Raw genomic sequence first — 21,466 nt, 5'->3', positions numbered from 1 at the left:
TTTACGAAATGACTTACTAATGATATAGTAGTGATAGATATGAAAGAGTTTTGATAATTATTTTTTGTGGGAATTATTATGAGTAATAGATTTGAAGATGAAAATAATATAGAGATGGATATAAAGACCGCATTCGCATCCTGGGGGAAGTCTGTATTTAAGTGCTTTCCGCAGGAAGGGCGTTTGAGGTCTTTTTTATCAGAGGATTCATTAGATGACTCAAAAGAGAAAACTGTGGATATTATAAACAATCCGTTTATAGACAGCATGGTTGACAGAAATAATCTGATGAAGGCTGTTGAACAGATTGCAGCGGGAGAAAAATTTGCTACTGTAGTATTGCATGCCAAGGAAGGAACAGATACCTACAGGATATCGTTCAAGTCGGTTTGCTTTGATGATGATGGCAGAACAGTTGAGGCAATAGGGCTTGCCGAGCAGCTTGATGACCGTCTCAACGAGAGTGAGATGGTGAATGCTTTAGGCAGCAACTTCAACAGTATCTACTATATAGATGTAGACAACAACAAGATGTACCCGTACAGGATGAATCCTTCTGTCCATGCTATGTTTGGAGAAGCGCTTGAAGCAAAACCAGGCTATCAGGAGATGATGGAAAAGTATGTAAATGCTATTGTCTTAGAGGAGGATAAGCTTCACATGCTTTTAGAGACATCAATTAATAATCTGCGCAGGCAGTTTTTGATAAAGGATACCTATCAGCATGATTACCGCATCGTGAGGGATGGACATGTACAGTATTGCAGAGCCAAGTTTGTCAATGTGTCGGGTGTTGGAGAGCTGCATAAGATGATAGCTGGCTTTTCGGATATAAGCCCAGAGAAGCAAAGAGAGCTTGAGCGTATAGCGTACGTGGATACAGTGACCGGAGGTAACAACTACGAGAGCTTTAAAAAGAAGCTGCGTGACAGAAATGTATCAGGGTATCTGATTTCCATGGATATTCACTCCTTCAAGATAGTAAACTCCATCTGTGGTGTGGCAAAGGGCGATGAGGCACTCAGATGGATTTCTGAAAACATACGCGGTGTCGTAGGACATAATGACATATCAGGTCATATAAATGCAGACAGATTTGTTATTTTCTGTGCGGACGACAAGATAAATAAGGTTATCAGAAAGATAGAGACCATCAATTTACAGCTCATTAAGATCTCAGAATCCTTAAAGCTTCCAAAGATTCAGCCATACTTTGGTGTGACAAAATGGGAGCCGGGCAAAAAGGTTGAGGAAGCATACAGCGAGGCCAACTTTGCCAAGAATCGGATTAAGGAGCGAAAGGACGTGCTCTATCAGATATACAGTCAGGCCGATACAGAAAGGATTGTCGAAGAAAAGCAGATGGAGGATAACTTCTACAGGGATTTAAAAGACAATCGTTTTGAGATATGGTATCAGCCCAAGTATGCTCCAAAGACCAACAAGCTGGTCGGTGCAGAGGGGCTTGTCAGGTGGAGAAGAGGAAATAATGAGATTATTTCGCCAGCCAAATTTATACCACTTTTTGAAAGAAACGGCATGATTAAGGCGCTTGATGAGTATGTGTTCCGCGAGGTGTGTACACACCAGAAACGATGGCTTGATGAGGGCAAAAAGATAGTTCCTATCTCGATAAACCTGTCCAGAGCGAGCCTGTACTTTGAGTCTGTGGTCAAAAGATATCATGATATAGCAAGAAGAATCGGTGTATACACTCATCTGGTGCCTATAGAGATTACAGAGAGTGCAGCCGTCGATAATGATGAAATCAAGAGTATTGCGGATAGGTTCCATGGTAATGGATTTCCGCTTTTGGTTGATGATTTTGGCTCAGGCTATTCATCACTTGCAACCCTCAATATGAAGTGCTTTGATACACTCAAAATCGACAAGAGCCTGATTGACTATATAGGAGATTCAAATGGTGAGAGGCTGCTTGTGCACACGATAGCGCTGGCAAAGGAGCTGGGAATCTGTGTGACTGCCGAGGGTGTTGAGAGCAGAGAGCAGGTAGAGTTTTTGAAGAATATAGACTGCGACAGTATACAGGGCTTTTATTACTCAAAGCCGCTGCCATTAGCAGAGTATGAGATGCTTTTGGAGGCATGATATAAGAAAATATAAGCAATATAAAAGAGCCGGTCACGTGACCGGCTCTTTTGAGGGGAGTATAAATAATTAATAAGAGGTATAACATTGAAAAGATTTCTCTCTTCGAAAATATTATAAAATAACAGTAATTAAAAAGCAACACTTTGAAACACAAAATAATATAATCTTAATAAAATGAGTTAATTCATTAAAGATTTAAAGCACTAAAGTACCAGCTGTAATGATTTTGGTAATTTATCATGGTTCACATCTCATAATAAAATGAATATCATAATGTAAATTCGTATTTTGGCGTATGGATGTATGAAATTTAAAATAGTTTATGCGGATGAGCTTTATAAGGTGCAAAAAGAGATGAATGCACTGCTTATAGATATAAGAACAAGAGAGGAATACGACAGGTCGCACTGGAAAGGCGCACTCAGCATGCCGATGGATATCACGGATTCGTATGAGAGTGAACTCGATGTGTCACAGAGTGTGATTTTCTACTGCACGCATGGTGGAAGCAGCATGAAGCTGGCCAGATATCTGGGAAACCGCGGTTTTGATACAGCAACAGTCATAGGTGGCTACAATGCTATGTGCGGATATCAAAAAAAGTTGCAGAAATATGGCTGAAACTATTTAAAAAAAACTAAATTTATGCAACAATATTAGATAACAATGTAAAGTACAATTATAGAAAGGCAGTTATACAATATATGGATAGATTTGAGCTTGTTGTGCCATGTCATTTTGGCCTCGAGGCAGTAGTCAAGAGGGAGATATATGATCTGGGATATGAGATAACACGTGTGGAGGACGGCAGGGTATCGTTTGAGGGTGATGCTGAGGCAATATGTAGAGCAAATATATTCTTAAGAGGCGCAGAGAGAGTATTACTTCAGGTAGGACGCTTTAAGGCTACCACATTTGATGAGCTTTTTGAAAATGTAAAGGCTCTCCCATGGGAAAATTATATTCCAAAGGATGGCAGATTCTGGGTGAAAAAGGCTTCATCCATAAAGAGTAAGCTTTTTTCACCATCTGATATACAGTCTATCGTGAAAAAGGCTATGGTTGAGAGAATGAAGAGGTCTTATCACATTGACTGGTTCCCGGAGGACGGAGCACAGTATCCGGTAAGGGTTTTTCTGTACAAGGATGAGGTGATGGTGACACTTGATACATCGGGGGATTCCCTTCACAAGAGAGGATACCGTCTGGCAACGAGCAAGGCACCGCTGACTGAGACACTTGCGGCATCACTCATCATGCTTACTCCATGGCATGCGGACAGAATACTTGTTGATCCGTTTTGCGGCAGTGGTACATTTCCGATAGAGGCAGCCATGATGGCAGCAAACATAGCGCCCGGTATGAACAGGGAGTTTACGGCTGAGAGCTGGACCAATATCATACCAAGAAAGCTGTGGTATGAGGCTGTGCAGGAGGCTGAGGATATGATAGATAGGGATGCGCAGGTGGACATCCAGGGCTATGACATTGACCCTGATGTGGTGGCTGCAGCCAGGGAAAATGCAAAGCGCGCCGGAGTGGAGCACATGATTCATTTCCAGCAGAGGGCTGTGGCAGATCTGCATCATCCTAAGAAGTACGGATTTATTATCTCAAATCCTCCATACGGTGAGCGTCTTGAGGAGAAATCAGCACTTCCGGCACTGTATTCACAGATTGGAGAGGCTTATAAGGGGCTTGATGCATGGTCAATGTATCTGATTACGAGCTATGAGGATACAGAGCGCTATATCGGCAGAAAAGCTGACAAAAACAGGAAAATTTACAATGGTATGATAAAGACATACTTTTATCAGTTTATGGGACCTAAGCCTCCAAGAAGGAAAAAGGATTAGCAAAGTATATGAAATATTCAAAGAGATATATTGCATTTACATTCATATTGGCACTTATTTTTGTGTCAAATTTCTACATTTATGCAAATGACAGCTCTACGCTTGGCGCGTTCAGAGGAGCACAGATAGATAATAAAGTATGGAGCCCGCTTGTGGCTGCTAATGTAAATGGCACTACCATCAGGCTTAAGATAGAAAATAAAGAGTATACGAGTGAGGATGAGCATGTGTACATGGATGAGAACAGGAATATAATGGTTCCCGTGTCAATGCTTCGCGATGCACTAAACAGCAGTGCCCATGTATACAATCAAAATGAGCTTCTGGTGGAAAAGCACAGTCTGACAGCTGATTTTAAGCTGGCAGACGACAATGGCTTTGTACAGTATAAGGGGCAGTTTTATGCAAGCTTAGACAAGCTGTCTAAGCTTTTGGATATGACCTGCAGCTTTGATACTGCGACAAATACACTGACTATGACAGACAAATCCGAGGGTGTATCAACGGTGCCTACAAAGTACGATCTGAGGGATAGACAGCGTGTGTCACTGATAAGGGATCAGGGCAGCTATGGCACCTGCTGGGCCTTTGCGGCCACAAGTGCACTCGAGTCAGCACTTATGCCGGAGGAGCAGCTTTTGTTTTCCGTGGATCATATGAGCATGAGCAATTCCTTCAACGTCAATCAGTATGACGGTGGAGAGTATACCATGGGAATGGCATATTTAGCAGCATGGCAGGGACCGGTTTATGATGCGGATGATCCTTACGGAGACGGAGTGACCCGCGATGATCTTACTGCGGTCAAGCATGTGCAGCAGATGCTCATTATAGATGGCAAGGATTATCAGGGCATAAAGGAGGCAGTTTTCAAGTATGGTGGTGTGCAGACATCGCTTTACAGTACAATATCAAGCTCCAAGACAAAGACTCCTTATTACAATAAGCAGACTAATTCATACTGTTATATGGGGCAGGAGAGGCCAAATCATGATGTGGTGATAATTGGCTGGGATGACAATTACCCTAAGGAAAACTTCAATGTGGATCTGGAAGGGGACGGAGCCTTCATATGCCAGAACAGCTGGGGCAGCGGGTTTGGAGACGATGGCGTGTTCTATGTGTCATACTACGATACAAATGTAGGCACGCACAATGTTGTTTACACAGAGATTGAGGATGTGGACAACTATGATAATATTTACCAGAGCGATTTATGTGGCTGGGTAGGAAAGATGGGCTACGACAAGGAGGACATGTATGGAGCAAACATATTTACCTCACAGTCAGCTGAATCGTTAAGGGCTGCCGGCTTCTATGCTACAGCAGCGGATACCTCATACAAGCTGTATGTGGTTAAGAATTTTGAGAATGAGTATTCTTTCAAAAATAAGACACTGGTGGCTGAGGGTTCACTAAAAAATGCAGGCTATTACACGGTTGATTTTGATGAGCCTATTGATGTAGAGTCTGGAGAGCGTTATGCAATTGTGCTCTATATAAATACACCGGGCTCGTCTCATCCGATGGCTATAGAGTACAATTCGGGAGAAGCATACATGTCTACGGTCAATCTGGATGATGGCGAGGGCTATATCAGCTACGATGGTGTGGCGTATATCAATGTAAAGGAAAAACAGGATTGTAACCTCTGTATAAAGGCCTTTTCTGATAACAGATGATATGTACAGAAATATTCTAAAGATAATAACAGTATTTTTCGTTATGCTTGCACTTATCGTGCCGGTCACGCTTGAAAAGCTTCCGGCTATAAATGAGAAGTATGATATGGCAAAAGCACTGGAGGATAATGTGCTGCAAAACTATGTCAAGGCATCCACAGATGCAAAGCAGGAAAAGAACCCTGATGAGATACTGCAGGAGGGGGCTGGCTTTGAGGAGGATTTAAGGATAGAGCTGCCGGACGATTCAGAAGGGGAGAGGCAGAGCATATCAGTGGAAACCGATGCCCTGACACAGACTGTCTATGTGAAGCTTAAGACTGATGTGGACAATTACTTTACAAAGTATTCCATGACAGGCAGGTCAAATCATATAGACTCCATGCAGTACTACCGCAAGGGGGCAGATGGTGTGATATCTATCACTACAGACAAGCTCTATCAGGTGAAGCAGCGTATAGAGAGCGGATATCTGTATCTGAGCTTTGTCAATCTGCATGATATATACGATAAGGTAATCATAATAGATGCAGGTCACGGCGGCCGTATGACCGGTGCCGTGCGAAACGGAATAGAGGAAAAAAGCATCAATCTGGACATAGTGCTGGCACTTAAGGAGCAGCTGGACAGCTATTCTGGTGACAAAAGGCTTGGTATATTTTATACCAGGACAACAGACACCAATCCTACACTGCAGCAGAGGGCGGCGCTTGCCAATAAGGCAGATGCGGATTTATTTATAAGCGTGCATTGCAACTCATATGAAAAGGGCAATTTCACTTCAGTTTCGGGTACACAGGTGCTCTACAGCCAGTCGGATGACAGAGAGCTTGGAAGCAGGCACCTTGCACAGATTTGCATGGACAATGTGACAGCTGCGACAGGAAACAGGGCATTTGGATTGCTTCCTGCGGATGACATATATATAATAAGAACAAGTGAAGCCCCGGTTGCACTTGTGGAGGTGGGCTTCATGACCAATAGGCAGGAGCTTGACAATCTGGCAAATGCAGACTACCAGAAAAAGGCGGCGCAGGGTATATACAACGCAATCATGCAGGCTTTTGATGAGGGCTACTAGCTGTACCTGGAGATTGTGTGTATAGTAAATTGTCTGTATAATAATAAGAAGAAAGGAATAGATTATGACAAAAATTATATTTGCAACAGGAAATAAGGATAAGCTCAGAGAAATCAAAGAGATACTTTCAGACTGTGACGTGGATATCCGGTCAATGAAGGAAGCAGGTATCAATGTGGATATAGTGGAGGATGGAAAGACCTTTGAAGACAATGCGCTGATTAAGGCACGCGCAATAGCGGCACACACAGATGCAATCGTTCTTGCAGACGACTCAGGACTTGAAATTGATTATTTAAATAAGGAGCCCGGTGTATACTCGGCGCGCTATATGGGAGAGGATACTTCCTATGATATAAAGAATAATAACCTAATAGAGCGTCTGGACGGAGTGCCAAAGGAGAAGCGTACAGCACGCTTTGTGTGTGCTATCGCAGCAGTACTTCCTGATGGAAAGGAGCTTGTGACCAGACAGACTATGGAGGGCTACATAGGCTGGGAGATAGCAGGTGCCAATGGATTCGGTTATGATCCTATCTTCTATTTAGATGAGTACGGCTGCTCTTCGGCAGAGCTTACTCCGCAGCAGAAGAATGCCATAAGCCATCGAGGTAAGGCTCTTCGCGCCATGAAAGAGATGCTTGTGAAGGAAATCTAAAGTATATGCACTGAATTGCAACGTATACGGATAAAAAGCCTGCCGGAAGGCTCATTTAAGCTGACCGGCAGCCACTTTTAAAAAAATATAAAAAAAATAAAAAAAGTTGTTGACATATTCTTCCCTTTGCTATATACTAATTCTTGCGTCACGGAAAGAACGCAAAACAAATCCTTCGGGGTGTGGCTCAGCTTGGCTAGAGCGCCTGGTTTGGGACCAGGAGGTCGCAGGTTCGAATCCTGTCACCCCGACTACATGCGGGTGTAGTTCAATGGTAGAACACCAGCCTTCCAAGCTGGATACGTGGGTTCGATTCCCATCACCCGCTTAGATATTGCAGTATTCGCAGTATCCCATATGTGTCTGTAGCTCAGTTGGATAGAGCACCGGCCTTCTAAGCCGGGTGTCGGGGGTTCGAATCCCTTCAGGCACATTTTTTATTTCATATCAATTCCATATGGACCATATGAAGTAAATATGGTGGGTATAGCGCAGTTGGTTAGCGCGCCAGATTGTGGCTCTGGAGGCCCAGGGTTCGAATCCCTGTATCCACCCTTTGCATTAGTGCAAATAGTGTCGTGCGCATTATATGCGTATCCGTGCGGCGCACGAGTATTACTCAAGGGCTATCGCCAAGCGGTAAGGCACAGGATTTTGATTCCTGCATTCGTTGGTTCGAATCCAACTAGCCCTGTTACAATCTAAATATATGGGATATTAGCTCAGGTGGTAGAGCACTTGACTTTTAATCAAGTTGTCCGGGGTTCGAATCCCCGATGTCTCATTAGCGTAAAAGAAGCCGTTCCTTGAACGGTTTTTTTGTGTTCAGGAGAATCGAGAGAGTGACCCCCCGGACAACGTAGTTGACCGGGGCGCTGGATAGAGGTAAATATGTGGGTATTATATGCATTTGGATCCGCATTTTTTGCGGGTATAACATCAATACTGGCAAAGTGTGGTATCAAAAAAACTGATTCAAACGTAGCAACTGCAATCAGGACAATTGTAGTTTTGATTTTTTCATGGATCATGGTATTTGTGGTCAATGCGCAGGGACAGATCACAGCTGTGTCAGCAAAGACCTGGATATTTCTGATACTTTCAGGAGCAGCGACAGGAGCCTCATGGCTCTGTTATTTTAAGGCACTTCAGCTTGGCGATGTAAACAGAGTGGTGCCGATTGACAAATCAAGCACAATACTGACCATTATACTTGCATTTATCTTTTTGAAAGAGGAGATAAACGCACTCAGGCTGGTATGTGTGGTGCTTATTGCAATTGGAACATATATGATGATTACCAAAAAAGAGATATCGCAGGAAGAACAAAACAAGGCAAACGGTTCTCATGGATGGCTGTTTTATGCAGTGCTGTCTGCAGTTTTTGCCAGCCTCACCTCAATACTGGGAAAGGTAGGCATAGAGGGAATTAACTCTAATCTGGGAACTGCAATAAGGACAATAGTGGTGCTTATCATGGCTTGGATAGTGGTATTTGTCACAGGAAAGCAGCACAGCATAAAGCATATAGAGAAAAAAGAGCTTGGCTTTATCTGCCTTTCGGGGCTTGCAACAGGCGGCTCATGGCTTTGCTATTACAAGGCGCTGCAGGACGGACTTGCGAGTGTCGTAGTGCCTATAGATAAGCTGAGCATAGTTGTGTCAATTGTATTTTCATATATCGTATTTAAGGAAAAGCTGACTATTAAATCCTTTACGGGACTGGTGCTTATCGTAGCGGGAACATTGATTATGCTGGTTTAATATATAAAAATATCTTGACGTTTTCCTGTTTTTCTATTATCATTGTTAACCGAAGAAATAATTACAGTTGACAATCATATCGGATGATATGTAATATAATGATATTTATTAATTGAGAGAAGAAACACAGGACACGAAGGAGATAAAAATGGATGCAATAAAACTGGCACAGGAGATTATAGACGGAAGGAGAATCACAAGGGATGATGATTTGTCCTTTTTCTTAAGCTGTGATCTGGACGAGCTGTGTAAGGGCGCAGATATGATCAGGGAGAAGTTTATCGGCGACAAGGTAGATTTGTGCTCGATAATAAACGGAAGAAGCGGAAAATGCCCTGAGGACTGCAAATATTGTGCGCAGTCAGCACATAATCATACAAACTGTGAGGTTTATGATTTCTTACCTGAGGAAAAGATACTTGAGGCCTGCAGGATGAATGAGAGAGAGGGCGTAGACCGTTTCTCGATAGTTACAGCGGGAAAAGCACTGACGGGTGAGGAATTTGATAAGGCAATACATGCATATGAGACCATGAACAGGGAGTGCAAGATTGATTTATGCGCGTCAATGGGCTTTCTTTCAGCAGAGCAGCTTCACAGACTGCATGAGGCAGGTGTGAGCAGCTATCACCATAATATAGAGACCTCAAAGCGCAATTTCCCGAATATATGTACCACACACACCTATGATATGAAAATAGAGACACTTAAAAAGGTGAAGGCAGAGGGCATGTATGCATGCTCAGGCGGCATCATCGGAATGGGTGAGACCTGGGAGGACAGACTGGATATGGCAGTAAGCCTTGCAGAGGTAGGAGTGGATTCCATCCCGCTTAATGCGCTTATGCCGATTGCCGGCACTCCGCTTGAGGGGCTTGAGCATATCAGTGAGCCGGATATACTGCGTACAGTGTCATTTTTCAGATATATAAATCCAAAGGCTGACATACGTCTCGGCGCAGGAAGGGCACTTCTTACAAATGACGGAGAGCTTGCATTCAAGTCGGGAGCTTCAGCCACAATCACAGGAAACATGCTTACGACAGTAGCCTGTGCCACAATCAGAAGTGACAAGGAAATGCTTGAGGGCATGGGCAGGAATGTGACACCTGAGTACATGAAATAAAGGTTACTATTCAGAATATAAAATATGTCAAAGATGCGTAAAATTATAACAATTTTGCGCATCTTTTTTAGTACAAACGACAGGTTTGGTTGCGGGGTAAAAAAAATTATTATATAATGAAAAAAATTACAGGTTAAATAAAGTGGATACATCGTGCTGTGCAGGTGTCACACCGGACAGTCATGAGGAAGTGCTTGTAACAATGAAGATGTGTCAGATTGATATTAAATAAGTTAATTAGTATATTTCATTTTTAAAAATAAGAGGTTACGGGGAAATATGTACAACGATAAAGGTAATACAAAATATCTGAAGCTGTTAAAACAGAATTATTCATCAAGTCAGGATGTAATCAGGGAGATAGTCAATCTTTCTGCGATTATAAACCTGCCAAAGGGCACAGAGTTTTTTCTGAGTGACATACATGGCGAGTATGAGGCTTTTTTACATATTATGAATAACTGCTCAGGTGTGATAAAGGAAAAGGTGGATTTAATTTTCAAGGATACGATTTCTGATTATGACAGACAGGAGCTTTGCACTCTCATATACTATCCAAGGGAGAAAATGGCTCTGCTTGACGAACAGGGCAAGATAGACAGTGACTGGTATGCCATGACGTTAAATCAGCTTATACTTGTCGCAAAGCTGCTCTCATCAAAGTATACAAGGTCGAAGGTCAGAAAGGCTCTGCCTAAGGAATATGCGTACATCATCGATGAGCTCTTGCATGCGCAGGAGGATGAGGATGCAAACCAGGTCAGATATCACAAGCAGATATTAAAGACTATAATTGATTTGGAGGATGCAGATGAGTTTATAATCGCTTTGTCTGCGCTGATTAAGAGGCTTGCTGTGGACCATCTGCATATTGTTGGAGATGTATTTGACAGAGGAGGAAGCGCGGATAAGATTCTCGATCTGCTTTATGATTATCATTCGCTTGATATTGAGTGGGGCAATCATGACATACTCTGGATGGGTGCGGCATGTGGCAATGATGCATGTATATGCAATGTTATCCGCAACAATCTGAAATACAACAATGTGGAAATTCTTGAGAATGCCTATGGAATAAGTTTACGCCAGCTCATGCTGTTTGGCATGAAAACATATGGTATAGAGGATGGAATTGAGGCGGCAAGGGCTGCCATCACAGTAATGCTCTTTAAGCTTGAGGGACAGCTTATACTTGCGCATCCCGAGTATGAGATGGGAAACAGGCTGATGCTTGACAGGCTTGACGATTTGCAGGATGTAGGAGTGGACAGAAAGCGCTTTCCAACCGTCGATGACGAGAGACCATATGCGCTAAATGATGAGGAGACTGTCATCATGAGAAAGCTGCACAGACAGTTTGTGACAGGACAGCGCCTGCAGAAGCATGTCAGGTTTTTGTATGACAAGGGTAGCATGTACAATGTATACAATGGCAATCTGCTCTATCATGGCTGTGTCCCGGTAGACAGCAACGGAGCCTTTGACAAGCTCTATATAGATGGTGAATTTTATCACGGAAGGGCGCTGCTTGACAAATGTGATGAGAAAGCAAGGGCTGCATATGTGGATAATCCGTACAAGGATGATGTGGACTTTATGTGGTTCTTGTGGGGAGGAGAAAAATCCCCGCTGTGCGGCAGAATGCTTAAGACCTTTGAGATGGAATACGTTACAGACAAGAGCATGTGGGAAGAGCCTTCGAACCCATACTACAGCAGGTATTACGATAAAAGCTTCTGCTGTCAGATACTGCACGAGTTCGGGCTTTACGATGATGATGCGCATATCATAAATGGCCATACTCCGGTTCACGCAATAGAGGGAGAGAACCCTGTCAGGGCCAATGGCAAGCTGTTTGTTATAGATGGAGGCTTCTGCCGTGCGATGAACAAGAAAACCGGTATCGCCGGCTATACACTGATTTACAATTCGCATGGTCTAAGGCTCAAGGCACATACACCTTTTACATCAGTGGAGGATGCTCTGATAAATAATACTGACATAGAGACATCATCGGAGGTCGAGGAGAATGACAAGAGACGTATGCTTGTGAAGGATACCGATATAGGAAAGAGGCTTATTGGAGAGATTGATGATCTGCACAAGCTTCTTGAGAACTACAGGAGGCTGTAGGGGGCTGTAGGGGGCATATATGGGACATGACCTTGACAAAAAAGTTATAAAGAGTTATAAAAAGATTATAAAGTTATAAAGAGTTATAAAAACTAGCAAAAGTTATAAAGAGTTATAAAACAGGAGCGCAGAGATGAAAAAAAATCCCTTTTCATTATCATTTGGCAAGGAACCGGTCAGTTTAATTAACCGTAATGTCCAATCATATGAGATAATTGATACCTTTGAAGATGAAAACCCTGCTTACCAGGTGTGTATGATTACAGGAGTCAGAGGCTCAGGGAAGACTGTAATGCTCACAGAAATCAATAAAACTTTTAGGGCAGAGGATGACTGGATAGTTATCGATTTGAGCCCTGAACGTGATTTATTACAGTCATTTGCTGCAAATCTGAGCAATTATCCAAGTTTGTCAGAGGTTTTTCGTGAAGCTAAAATAAATCTGTCATTTTTAGGGCTGGGCGTTGAAATAGAAGGTGTTTCTCCAATTACCGATTTAAATGTCGCAGTGACGAGGATGCTTGAAAAGATTAAAAAGAAGCATAAGAGAGTTCTTGTGACGATAGACGAGGCTGTATGTAATGATACAATGAAAGAGTTTGTCAGCCTGTTTCAGATATATATGAGACAGGATCTGCCGGTATTTTTGCTTATGACAGGTCTTTATGAGAATATTTATGAGCTTCAGAATGAAAAGACACTCACTTTTTTATACAGGGCACCCAAAATAGAGCTTCGCCCTTTGAATATAGGCATGATAGCTGAAAAATATAAGTCTATTTTTGAATTGACGGATGAGGAAGCTACAGAGATGGCTAAAGAGACAATGGGATATCCATTTGCCTTTCAGGTACTGGGGTATCTTTGCTTTAAGCATAATACCGGATGGCACAATGTGTTACCTGAATTCAGTCAGTATCTGGAGGAATACGTATACGAAAAGATATGGAGTGAACTGTCAAAAGGTGATAAGGAATTGTTGATTGCTATGGCAAAAACCAATGGCACTAAAGTGGAAGCAATACGAAAAACCATAAAAAAGGCGTCAAACAGCTTCAGTGTATACAGGAACAGGCTTATAAAAAAGGGATTGATTATTTCACCGGAGTATGGACATTTGGAGTTCGCACTCCCAAGGTTCAAGGAATTTGTGTTGTGTAGATAATTGCAGTTTTAAGGTGGAGGATAGGTTAAAGGAGCAGCATATGATTAAAGAGTAATCCGTCATGCAGGGTAAGCATGGCGGATTTTCGTATGTAATTGCTTGCGTCTGATACATTTTAGATACAAGTATCTGCTAATATATAAACAGCCATGCATAATACAGGCTAAATATATGCTCCTTAGGATTGACAGCAAAAGAAGAATATGCAAAGATTTATAAAGGATAATAAAGTTTTAGAAGGAATACGATGATAGAAATACTAATAGTAGAAGACGAAAAACCGATATCAGACCTCATCAGATTAAATCTCATGAAAGCAGGCTATAGCTGCACCTGTGCCTTTGATGGGATGGAGGCAGCAGATATTCTTGAGGAGAGAAATTTTGACCTGATAATACTTGATGTAATGCTGCCAAAGCTAAATGGGTTTGAGCTTATGGAATACATAAAGCCGCTTGGTATACCTGTGATATTTCTCACAGCCAAGGCCACTTTAGATGACAGGCTAAGAGGTCTCACATCCGGTGCCGAGGACTATATGGTAAAGCCATTTGAGATTGTTGAGCTTTTGGCCAGGGTAAATATAGTGCTAAGACGTTATAATAAGATGGAGCAGCAGCTTACCTTTAAGGATATAGCTATCGATACGAAAAACCAGAATGTATCAAAGGCAGGAAAGCATATAGAGCTTACACCGAAGGAATTTGAGCTGCTTGAGCTTTTGATGCGCAATAAAAATATCACACTTTTCAGAGAAAAGATATATGAAGAAATATGGGGAAGTGAGTACTCTGTCGAGTCGAGGACGCTCGATCTTCACATACAGAGACTGCGCAAAAAGCTTGATATAGGAGACTGCCTTAAAACCGTATTTAAGGCAGGATACAGGTTGGAAGAATAGAAAACTAAAGACCTTTGAATATGGGTAAGCGTAATATACAAAAAGAGGGCTAAATGAAATTCAGGTACAAGGTATTGTTCACAAATTTAATACTGCTTTCACTTGGACTGGGGCTGGTGGGTTACCTCATGATACACAAGAATTTTGAGCTTGCGAAGCAGACACAGCTTAAAAACGCTATTGTGCAGAATAATCTGGTACAGTCTTCGGTGGAGTATGAGCTTCTGCAGCTTTTGAATTCAGCTTCCGATAATTCCGTGTCTCAAAACGCAGATAACTCTGAAACCTCAAACAATAATACGGATAACAGCGGTGCCAAAAAAAGTAGTGTTACAGCATCCTCAATAACAGCACAGCTTCCTCAGATAGGAGGCCGCGTGAGCAGCAGTGTGCGTTCAAGGGATTCATTTTTCTACATATATTTTGATGGGGAAAAAGTATATACAGATGACAAAAGTGATGCAGGGATAAGTGACACACTTTTTAAAAATCTCACAACAGGAAACAAAAACTATGTGATAAAAGAAGAATCTCAAAAGCACTATATCTATGTTACATCGCAGAGTGTGATAGATGAAAAAAATCTCTGGATAGTAAGTAAATGCGATGCATCAGAGGCATATACACTGCTTGATGAGCAGATAAAATATTTCAGGCTGATAATAATAGTCATATTGATTGCAGAGTCGGCAGCAATGTATTTTATCAGCAGGTACATGACAAAGCCGCTCGAGAAGCTTAACCATGTCAGCGAGGAAATAGCGCAGGGGGATTATGCCACAAGGGTAAACGTAAAAAGTCATGATGAGATAGGGCTTCTTGCACAGAAATTTAATATCATGGCGCAGGCAGTATCGGAGCATGTAGATGAGCTTAACGATATGGTGCACAGGCGTGAGCAGTTTGTGGCGGATTTTACCCACGAGATAAAAACCCCTATGACGTCAATCATTGGATATGCAGACACGATGCGTTCACTGGAGCTTCCGAGAGAGGAACAGATGATGGCGCTTGGATATATCTTTTCGGAGGGAAAACGTCTGGAGAGCATGTCGCAGAAGCTCTTTGAGCTGATATATCTGCGCCGGCATGATATTGAAAAAGAGCGGGTGCATATGGCTGATATTTGCGCTGAGGTGGTAAAGGTTGTAAAGCCTGCATACGAAAACAGGCATCTTACTATAGAAACCGGGGTAGAGGATGCTGTGCTGACTGTGAATAGAGAGCTTCTGGTTACGGCACTTGTCAATCTGATGGATAATGCAAGGAAAGCGTCAGAAGAAGGTCAGCAGGTTGAGGTTACAGGAAAATTTGTGGACAATATGGCTTGTAATATACCTAAAGATAAAACGGATATAGGCGAAGCCGAATCAGCAGGTGACGGGAACTGTACGAGGGCATATGAAATCTGCATAATCGATCACGGAATCGGAATGACTAAAGAGCAGGCAGAAAGAATTTGTGATGAGTTTTATATGGCAGACAAATCAAGAGCCAGAAAAGAGGGCGGTGCCGGAATCGGAATGTCGCTTGTGGCTATCATATTAGAGCACCATAATGCAGTACTTTCTGTGGAAAGTGAGCCAGGATGCGGAACAACGATGAGGATTTTGCTGCCGTGGTAATCTGAACGCAATATAGATATTAAAAAAGGGTAAATTCGTAAGATTTAAAGGAAGATATGAAAAAATACAGCTTCAAATTAATAATAATGTCTGTTGCAGTAATCTGTATAGTAATAGCAGGCATCATGGTGCCGGGCATAGTGCTTGAGGCAAACCAGAAAAGTGAACATGATCATGTGGCGAAGGTTCCTAAAAGCTATCTGCCTTCAGGCTCTGTAATGGCAAAGGAAGCATCTGCCAATCTGAAATTGTCGGAGAAGCTCTCGCTCATAGATGGGCAGTGGGACAGCACGACAGATGATGCTGCCTCTTATGAGATGGATGAGCAGGACTATCAGGCAGTTGCCACATGCAGAAAAAGCATGGAAAAGCTTTATGACGAAAAGCTCTATCCTGTAAATCTTTCACCTGACTATTCTAACTGGTATACGTGGGAGACAGCAGCAAAAAAGGCATCGGATAATACCTTTAACACATATACGGCATATTACTGGATAATCAGGTTTGAGAAGTATGATGGTACGCAAAATCATACCATCTGGATGCTTGAGGATGGGACAATCATTATGGCAAAAGCATATATGAAAGATATTAGTGATATGAGTGAATATAAAGCAGTTTTGCAGACAGATGGTGAATCACAGGCAGAAAATGATATGCTTGCTTACAAAGGATATTTTGACTACAGCGGGATAGATTTTTCAAAGCTTAAACTGATATCCGAGACAACAGCAGTGGAGCAAAAAAATAATGAAAGCTATGAGGTGCTGCAGTTTTTACAGGAAAATGAATATGTGTATGCGGTCCATGAGAAGTGATAAAAACCCGGTTTGCATAAGTATGTGCAGACCGGGTTTTTATTTTAAAAAATGCAATGTATGATACAAAAAGTTTACAACTGACATATATACTCATTATAACAACATGGAAGATAACTATTCTGAATAGTCACCGGGAAAGAACCAAAAGGGAGGAGAGCCGCATATGGATAAAAGGGGTAACATATCTTCACGAAATATGAGATTATTTGCAGCAATTATGACACTCATCGAGGCACTTGTCCTCACATCACTCACAGGCTGTGCAGATAAAAAGGTAGATTATGGCACTGATACAGAAAAACTGACAAAAAGTGCTGTATGCAATGTAAAGGATTTTAGTACAGATGAGACCTACAGCGATGAGTTTTCCGTGCAGACAGAAATTGGAAATGTAAATATAGATATAAGTGCAAAAGTGGAACTGCCTGATTGTAAGACAATGTCAGTAGTTGAAGTGGAAAAGATACCTTATTCTGCAAAGTTCAAGGAAAAGGTATTGAAGGCATACTTTGGAGAGTCACAGATTTATTACTATGATAAAGAGCATTGGACAAAAACACAGCTTCAAAATTTTATTGATTCCATAAATTCCTCAACAACACCAACTGATACAACTGGTACAGGAAACAGAGCTGAGTTTTTGAAGGAATATACGCATTATCTGGAAAATGCCGGGGATGAATGGACTATAGCTACAGAGTATGATTCATGTGATGAGTTTGTAGGGAAAAAAGGAAACACCTGGTATAACGTGAATTTTGTTGCAGATGGTGATGAAAATAAATGGCTGTCGGGAGTTGGCGCAGGTCCGATTGAGGGATATACCAAAAAGGCAGGAAGTAATGAATATGAGTGGAGTAATATATTTAACGATGGATATGTGCAGCAATACTTTGGACCGGATTCACTCATGGAATATGATACGGTAAATGATATCACGGATTCACAGGATACATCGGGAGAGGAAATCGCGCAGGAGGAAAATGAATCGGGTATCACAATAGAAGAAGCGGGGAATATGATAGACAGCTTTTTGAAAGAGACAGGTTTTTCATCCATCCCGCAGACTGAGAGCTCGCAGCTGAAATGGAGTGGATATAACGAAAGAGCCGATCATGTGTATCAGGAAGATGATATACATGAGTGTGTAAGTGGTTATAGATTTTACTACAATATCGGAGTTGGCAAAATATTATTTGATGATGCTTTAAACCCGATGGATTACAGCGGATACAATATGAAATATGGTGATAGTATAGAGGATACTTTTGATAATGAATTCTACAATTTTTATGTTGATAAATATGGTATAGGTACTTTTTATATAGACAGCCCGGTAAGTATAGTAAGAAAACAGGAAAATGTAGAAATGCTTCCTTTAGAAAATATATTTGATATTGCCCGGGATGAGCTTAAAAACAATGCTGATGAATATGTACTGGATACAAATGTAAAATATTATACTCTGAAACTTGCATACATAAGGGTAAACAACCGGACTGATATGCAAAAATACAGTTATATTCCGGCATGGAGTCTGGAATTGCTGCAGAAAGGCACTGCAAATGCATGCCCTGTATTTATCAACGCGATTGACGGAAGTGTGATACATCCGGACGATCTGAGTTAAGATACAGAATGTTTACATCAGACCGTACCATTACAGGAATAATTATGTTGTAGAAAAAATGTGACATATCAGGGAGGATTGGCATATGAGAAAACACACAAGAATACTCGCAGCGGCTATGACGATCGTTGAAGCGATAGTGATCATCTCACTGGCAGGCTGTGCCGGCAAAAAGGTAGATTATGGGAATGAGAGCGAAAGTAAAGAGACAAAAAATATGTCTGCCTTAGCTGATATCAAGGCAGACTCCGGCTGGAATGAAAACTTTACCATACAGACCGGTAATGGCGAGAAAACAGTATATGTAAATGCAAATATTGTAGTTCCGGACTTCGATAATATGTCGGTTGTTGAGGTGGAAAATGTAAAGATAGATGCTGATTACAAAAAGCGTTTTCTGGATTTATATTTTGGAGGGAACGAGTACTATTATCACGATCCGGATCATTATACTGTTGACGAACTGAATAAGGTCATAGAGTACTGGCAGAAAGAACAGGATGATACTTACAGGGAGTGGTTGGAACAGCGACTGGCTGAATACAGGGATAAGCTTGAAACGGCAAAGACTACTTATACCGTGGCAAAGGATCTCGAAAGCTGTGAAGTATTTGCAGGCTACAAGGGGGATGTGTTCTGTGAGGTGGAGTTTGAGGCTCACAAGGTACATGCTTATGCCTTGTCTCAGTCCGGGACAGATTACGGTCCACCATCTTTAAGGAATGAGGACTATGATACCATAACGCAGAGTTTTCAGGATGAGGATCTAAAGGATAAGGCAGACGAGACCTCAAATGAGGGCAGTAAATCTGCCGCATCAGCCAAAAAAGAAGCCGGGAATTTCCTTAGTAAATTGGGAATGCAGGATCAGGTGGAACGAGGTGAATGTGAGTGCAGCTGGGTAGGTTTTAATTTCGAGATCGAAAAGGAAAATGATTATCAGACAGCAGCGTGGGGATATATTTATTCATACGCGACCGGCATAGACGGCATCACATTTAAGGATGGATTGGATAGGGATACCTATTTGTCGGTGTATGAAACAAATGATAGTGATACAGATGATGTTACACTGCCTGACAGTACACTTCTTACAGTCACGGATGATGGAATAATCGATGTGCAGTTGGAATATCCGGTAAATGTAACACAGATTTATAAGGATGTGGAGCTTATTTCTCTGAAAAATATAGAGCAGATCATCAAGGCGGAGATTACGGAAAATCCTGATAAATATGATACTGCATCGTCATTTAATAAGCTGCAGCTTAGTTATCTTAAGATAAGAAGTGACAGTGAACCGGGAAAATACAGCTATGTTCCGGCGTGGGCACTGTCACGTATGGTAGACTACTCCAGTGAGCGAAATGTTATCTTTGTAAACGCTATAGATGGAACGATCATAGATTTGGAAAATTCACTGTAAAGGAGAGGCTATGAAGAGGAAAAACGTTATTATACCGGCAGCAGTTCTTGCAATAGCATTAACCGGCTGTTCAGGAAAAAAAGTAGATTACAATATGGAAACTGAAAATATAAACACAAAAGCAGGAAGCGATATAAGCGCGTTTGACGACAGTACGAAATGGAATGACAGCTTTTCTGTTGAGACATCGGACAAAAGTGTGGATGTGGATATTTCAGCAGACATTACCCTGCCGGACTGCAAAAGCATGTCGGTTGTTGAGGTGCAGAATATAAAGGTAGATGCCGATTTCAAAAAGAGTGTGATAGAGGCTTATTTTGGCGATAGTACCATATATTATCACGACATACCTCATTATACGAAAGAAGAGATATATCACAGCATGGAAGTTGTCAAAAATGAGATTGCCGGGTATCAGCAGGAAATTGATGCGGGACTTATCACAGAAGAGGGCGTCAGCAGTGTGATGAAAAGTGAAAATGATCTGCTGGAACAGTATGAAAAGGCAGAACCGTCTGCACTGGATACGCGTGAAATAGCCACAGATTATACGGATTGTAATGAGTATCTGGGATATATTGGTAATGTTTTCTGTGAGCTTAGATTTGGAATTGCTGAGGACGGTTCTCTTGAATATATTTCAGCACAGCCTCTTAAAGCAGGAAGTGAGGGCACATCATATGATAGCAGTGAGTATGGCTATTACGGACCACCATCATTTGAACAGGAGCAGGGTGTAGGGGGCCTTAATGGAGGTTCTACAGGTGGAGATACTACCTCTGCATATGACAACGAGTGTGTATTGACCAAAGACGAAGCTGTAAAGAAGGCAGAAGAATTTCAAAATAAATTAGGCAGGGCTTCACAGGTATATATAGGAACCTCAGACTACGAGTGGAGCGCAGGAGTGATAGAGGATGGCGATGATACCGTAAAAACTGATGATACAGAGAGCGTTATAAAGGATACAGCCTGGGGATATATCGTAGATTATGGTGAGGGTGTAGATGGTATAGCGTTTTGCAAGTCGCTCGATTTCACCCGGAATATGGATATATGGGAGAATCTCGATAACTATGATGATTTTATGCCATATGGCAATAGTTCCTTTATTGTGACGGATCAGGGAGTAACGGAATTTAGTATTTCTTATCCTGTTGATATTGTTAATGAGTCAAAAAACGTAGAACTCTTGTCAATGGACACTATAAAGGAGATCATCAAGGATGACATGACAAAAAACTCAGATCAGTATGATTTTACACAAAATCACACTTACAACAATCTAAAGCTCGGATATATCCGTTTGAAGGATGCATCTGACAAGGATAAATATACTTATGTTCCGGCATGGTGTCTGTCAAAACAGGATATGGGCTACGACAGATATCCGGTGTATGTGAATGCTATAGACGGCACGATCATAAGGCTTGATGATCTAATATAAGATACTGTTATTGGCTGTTATACAGTTTATACCTGGAGT

At 41.7% G+C, this 21,466-nt stretch carries 16 protein-coding genes and 6 tRNA genes; all 22 read left to right on the top strand.

What is annotated here, in order from left to right; translation table 11 throughout:
• Positions 1-78: 78 nt before the first annotated feature.
• The 22 genes from ACW6PM_RS05235 (at position 79) to ACW6PM_RS05130 (ending at position 21,427) form a co-directional block, all read left to right on the top strand.
• Positions 79-2,109, top strand: coding sequence for an EAL domain-containing protein (locus ACW6PM_RS05235; protein ID WP_456056446.1), 2,031 nt, complete (start codon positions 79-81; stop codon positions 2,107-2,109).
• A gap of 306 nt (positions 2,110-2,415) precedes the next feature.
• The gene (locus tag ACW6PM_RS05230; protein ID WP_015568991.1) at positions 2,416-2,733 is read left to right on the top strand and encodes a rhodanese-like domain-containing protein; all 318 of its coding nucleotides are present in this window, start codon (positions 2,416-2,418) and stop codon (positions 2,731-2,733) included.
• 83 nt (positions 2,734-2,816) lie between these two features.
• Positions 2,817-3,968: a THUMP domain-containing class I SAM-dependent RNA methyltransferase gene (locus ACW6PM_RS05225; RefSeq protein ID WP_456056445.1), complete on the top strand. Its 1,152-nt coding sequence runs from the start codon at positions 2,817-2,819 to the stop codon at positions 3,966-3,968.
• A gap of 8 nt (positions 3,969-3,976) precedes the next feature.
• Positions 3,977-5,650 (top strand): lectin like domain-containing protein, encoded by a 1,674-nt coding sequence (locus tag ACW6PM_RS05220; protein WP_456056444.1) that lies wholly within the window; start codon positions 3,977-3,979, stop codon positions 5,648-5,650.
• A 1-nt stretch (position 5,651) separates the two neighbouring features.
• A complete protein-coding gene (locus tag ACW6PM_RS05215) occupies positions 5,652-6,731 on the top strand; it encodes an N-acetylmuramoyl-L-alanine amidase family protein (protein ID WP_308651334.1) in 1,080 nt (359 codons plus the stop codon).
• Between the two features lie 64 nt (positions 6,732-6,795).
• On the top strand, positions 6,796-7,389 hold the full coding sequence (locus ACW6PM_RS05210; protein WP_456056443.1) for an XTP/dITP diphosphatase: 594 nt from the start codon (positions 6,796-6,798) through the stop codon (positions 7,387-7,389).
• A gap of 176 nt (positions 7,390-7,565) precedes the next feature.
• A tRNA-Pro gene (locus ACW6PM_RS05205) sits at positions 7,566-7,640 on the top strand.
• Positions 7,641-7,646: 6 nt separating this feature from the next.
• A tRNA-Gly gene (locus ACW6PM_RS05200) sits at positions 7,647-7,717 on the top strand.
• Positions 7,718-7,748: 31 nt separating this feature from the next.
• A tRNA-Arg gene (locus ACW6PM_RS05195) sits at positions 7,749-7,822 on the top strand.
• A 47-nt stretch (positions 7,823-7,869) separates the two neighbouring features.
• Positions 7,870-7,943: transfer RNA gene (locus tag ACW6PM_RS05190), tRNA-His, on the top strand.
• 68 nt (positions 7,944-8,011) lie between these two features.
• Positions 8,012-8,083: transfer RNA gene (locus ACW6PM_RS05185), tRNA-Gln, on the top strand.
• Between the two features lie 17 nt (positions 8,084-8,100).
• A tRNA-Lys gene (locus ACW6PM_RS05180) sits at positions 8,101-8,173 on the top strand.
• A gap of 107 nt (positions 8,174-8,280) precedes the next feature.
• A complete protein-coding gene (locus ACW6PM_RS05175) occupies positions 8,281-9,153 on the top strand; it encodes an EamA family transporter (RefSeq protein WP_456056442.1) in 873 nt (290 codons plus the stop codon).
• A gap of 148 nt (positions 9,154-9,301) precedes the next feature.
• Positions 9,302-10,279: a biotin synthase BioB gene (bioB, locus tag ACW6PM_RS05170; RefSeq protein WP_456056441.1), complete on the top strand. Its 978-nt coding sequence runs from the start codon at positions 9,302-9,304 to the stop codon at positions 10,277-10,279.
• A gap of 279 nt (positions 10,280-10,558) precedes the next feature.
• Positions 10,559-12,412, top strand: a complete 1,854-nt coding sequence (locus tag ACW6PM_RS05165) for a fructose-1,6-bisphosphatase (RefSeq protein WP_456056440.1) — start codon at positions 10,559-10,561, stop codon at positions 12,410-12,412.
• Positions 12,413-12,545: 133 nt separating this feature from the next.
• Positions 12,546-13,577, top strand: a complete 1,032-nt coding sequence (locus ACW6PM_RS05160) for an ATP-binding protein (RefSeq protein WP_456056439.1) — start codon at positions 12,546-12,548, stop codon at positions 13,575-13,577.
• A 247-nt stretch (positions 13,578-13,824) separates the two neighbouring features.
• Positions 13,825-14,478, top strand: coding sequence for a response regulator transcription factor (locus ACW6PM_RS05155; protein WP_119224274.1), 654 nt, complete (start codon positions 13,825-13,827; stop codon positions 14,476-14,478).
• A 53-nt stretch (positions 14,479-14,531) separates the two neighbouring features.
• Positions 14,532-16,103, top strand: coding sequence for an ATP-binding protein (locus tag ACW6PM_RS05150; RefSeq protein WP_456056438.1), 1,572 nt, complete (start codon positions 14,532-14,534; stop codon positions 16,101-16,103).
• 56 nt (positions 16,104-16,159) lie between these two features.
• Positions 16,160-16,921, top strand: coding sequence for a hypothetical protein (locus tag ACW6PM_RS05145; RefSeq protein WP_456056437.1), 762 nt, complete (start codon positions 16,160-16,162; stop codon positions 16,919-16,921).
• 166 nt (positions 16,922-17,087) lie between these two features.
• The gene (locus ACW6PM_RS05140; protein WP_456056436.1) at positions 17,088-18,554 is read left to right on the top strand and encodes a DUF6034 family protein; all 1,467 of its coding nucleotides are present in this window, start codon (positions 17,088-17,090) and stop codon (positions 18,552-18,554) included.
• Between the two features lie 85 nt (positions 18,555-18,639).
• A complete protein-coding gene (locus tag ACW6PM_RS05135) occupies positions 18,640-19,980 on the top strand; it encodes a DUF6034 family protein (RefSeq protein ID WP_456056435.1) in 1,341 nt (446 codons plus the stop codon).
• A 10-nt stretch (positions 19,981-19,990) separates the two neighbouring features.
• Entirely contained in the window at positions 19,991-21,427 is a 1,437-nt protein-coding gene (locus ACW6PM_RS05130; RefSeq protein ID WP_456056434.1) for a DUF6034 family protein, read from the top strand.
• The last annotated feature ends 39 nt before the right edge of the window (positions 21,428-21,466 follow it).

The organism is Agathobacter sp., assembly GCF_977054825.1.
This window is presented reverse-complemented; position numbering and strand designations above follow the sequence as displayed.